Here is a 2,623-nt window from a genome sequence, read left to right on the forward strand (position 1 = left end):
CCCCCACCCCCGCCTGGAACCCGCAGCGCCCCAGCGGCATGCCGTTCCACCGCTACCGCCCCGCGCACGAGCGCGTCGGACTCCCCCGTACCGACCCCGCCGACCGCCGCTGGCCCGGCGCGCGCACCGAGCAGGCCCCCCTGTGGGTGCCCGTCGACCTGCGCGACGGCAACCAGGCCCTCGCCGAGCCGATGGGCACGGAACGCAAGCGGGCGATGTTCGACCTGCTGACCGGTCTGGGCTTCAAGGAGATCGAGGTCGCCTACCCCTCGGCGAGCCGCACCGACTTCGACTTCGTCCGCCATCTGGCCACTTCCGGCGCCGTGCCCGACGACGTGACGATCGTCGTCTTCACACCCGCACGCCGGGACCTGATCGAACGCACCTTCGCCTCCATCGACGGTCTGCCGCGCGTAGTCGTCCACCTGTACACGCCCACCGCCCCCGTGTGGCGGGACGTCGTCCTGGGACGCAGCCGCGACCAGGTGCGGGCGCTGGTGCGGGAGGCGGCCGCACACGTGGCGCGCCTCGCCGACGCGCGGCCCGCGCAGCACATCAGGTTCGAGTTCTCCCCCGAGGTCTTCGTGCTGACCGAACCCGACTACGTGCTGGGGCTGTGCGACGAGCTGACCGAGCTGTGGGACGCCTCACCGGACCGGCCGGTCATCCACAACCTCCCGGCCACCGTCGAGATCGCCACGCCCGACGTCTACGCCGACCAGATCGAGTACGCCCACCGCAACCTGGCGCGCCGCGAGTCGGTCATCCTCTCCGTCCACCCGCACAACGACCGCGGCACCGGGGTGGCCTGCGCGGAGCTCGCCGTGCTGGCGGGCGCGCAGCGCGTGGAGGGGTGCCTGTTCGGCAACGGGGAGCGCACCGGCAACGTCGACCTGGTCACGCTCGCCCTCAACCTGTACGCGCAGGGGGTCGACCCCATGATCGACTTCTCCGATCTGGACGCCGTACGCGACACCGTCGAGCACTGCAACCAGCTGCCGGTCCACCCCCGCCACCCGTACGGCGGTGAACTCGTCCACACCGCGTTCTCCGGCACCCACCAGGACGCCATCAGCAAGGGCTTCGCGCACCACGCCCGCCGCGCCGCCGAACTGGGCGTCCCCGCGGCACAGGCACCCTGGGACGTGCCGTACCTGCCGGTCGACCCGGCCGACCTGGGCCGCTCCTACGAGGCGGTCATCCGCGTCAACAGCCAGTCGGGCAAGGGTGGCGTCGGGCACCTGCTGGAGGCGCACCACGGTGTGCGGCTCCCCGCCGGGCTGCGCGCCGCCTTCTCCCGCGTCGTGCAGGAGGCCACCGACGACAGCGGCCGGGAAGCCATGGGAAAGGAGCTGTGGGAGCTGTTCTCGGCCACGTACCTGCGGCCGGGCGAGGCCGGGCCGCTGCTGCCCGAGTCGTGGAGCACCGAGGAGACGGCGCCCGGCGAGCACCGGTTCACCTGCCGGCTGGGCGGCCACGGCGTGCGGCCCGGCTGGTACGAGGGCACGGGCAACGGGCCGCTGTCCGCCCTCGCGCACGCCCTGGAGGGGGCCGGAGTGCGAGTGACGGTCCTCGACTTCGTCCAGCACGCCACGGCCACGGGCCCCGACAGCCCCGCCATGGCCTACGTCCACTGCCGCGTCGCGGGCAAGGAGCGCTGGGGCGCCGGCCGCGACACCTCCGTGCTGACCGCCTCCGTCCAGGCGGTCCTGGCGGCCGTCAACCGGGCGCTGTGACCTCCGGGCCCCGCCCCGGCCCCGGCCCCGGCCTGCCCGGCCCCGGCACTCGCCTGCCCGGCCCCGGCACTCGGCTGCCCGGGCCCGTGTGCCTCAGCCCCCGCACTGCGCGAGCATCGTGTGCTTGTCGGGGGAGGTGACGGCCAGCTCGTACTTGTGAGCGACCTGGGCGAAGCGGACCGCGTAGGCGCAGCGGACCGTTCTGGAAGGAGGCAGCCACGAGGCGGGGCCCGAGTCCCGTTTGGCGGAGTTCGCCGAGCCGTCCACGGGCAGCAGGTTCAACGGGTCGTTGGCGAGACGCCGGCGCTTGTCCTCGGGCCAGTGGGCGGCACCCATCTGCCAGTCGTACGACAGCGGCATGACGTGGTCGATCTGGACGTCGGTGGCGTGCTGCTTCGTCCAGTCGATGCGCCGTCCGGTGTAGGGGTCCTCCAGCGTCATCGACTCCACGACGCAGTCGGAACCGGAGCGGTGACGCGTCTTCACACCGTCGCGCCGCAGCACGTCGTTGCGGGTGTCGCAGCCGTTGCGGGCGAAAGGGACGCCCTCGGCCGTGTCCATCCAGGCATAGCCGAACTCGTCCCGCTCGTATCCCGTCTTCGGCCCGCGTCCCTTGGTACGCAAGCCCTCTATGAGGCGGCGGGCCTCCGCCCGGTCGGCGTCGGAGGTGACGGGGGCCAGCCCCGGCCGGGTGCCGTCCGGATTGTGGAGCGGGCTGACGGCCCGGCCACCGGCTCCCCCTCCGCCACCCGGCGGGGCGCTCCCGTCCTGCCCGTCCGGTACCCCCACCCCGTCGCACCCGGTGACGAGCGCGACAGCCGCGAGAACGGCGGTGAGCGCGGACCCCGCCCGGCGGCGCGCGGCCGGGTGCGGTCCCGCGCCCTGGG

At 73.9% G+C, this 2,623-nt stretch carries 2 protein-coding genes; one reads left to right on the top strand and one right to left on the bottom strand.

Annotated features, from left to right (window positions below; all coding sequences use genetic code 11):
• The coding region (locus tag AB8Z75_RS33715) for a 2-isopropylmalate synthase (RefSeq protein ID WP_369208760.1) at window positions 1-1,736 on the top strand (1,736 nt) is incomplete at its 5' end.
• A gap of 93 nt (window positions 1,737-1,829) precedes the next feature.
• Here AB8Z75_RS33715 and AB8Z75_RS33720 read toward each other — a convergent pair.
• The coding region (locus tag AB8Z75_RS33720; protein ID WP_369208762.1) for an HNH endonuclease family protein at window positions 1,830-2,623 on the bottom strand (794 nt) is incomplete at its 5' end.

This window comes from Streptomyces sp. PU-14G (assembly GCF_041028275.1).
GTDB lineage: Bacteria > Actinomycetota > Actinomycetes > Streptomycetales > Streptomycetaceae > Streptomyces.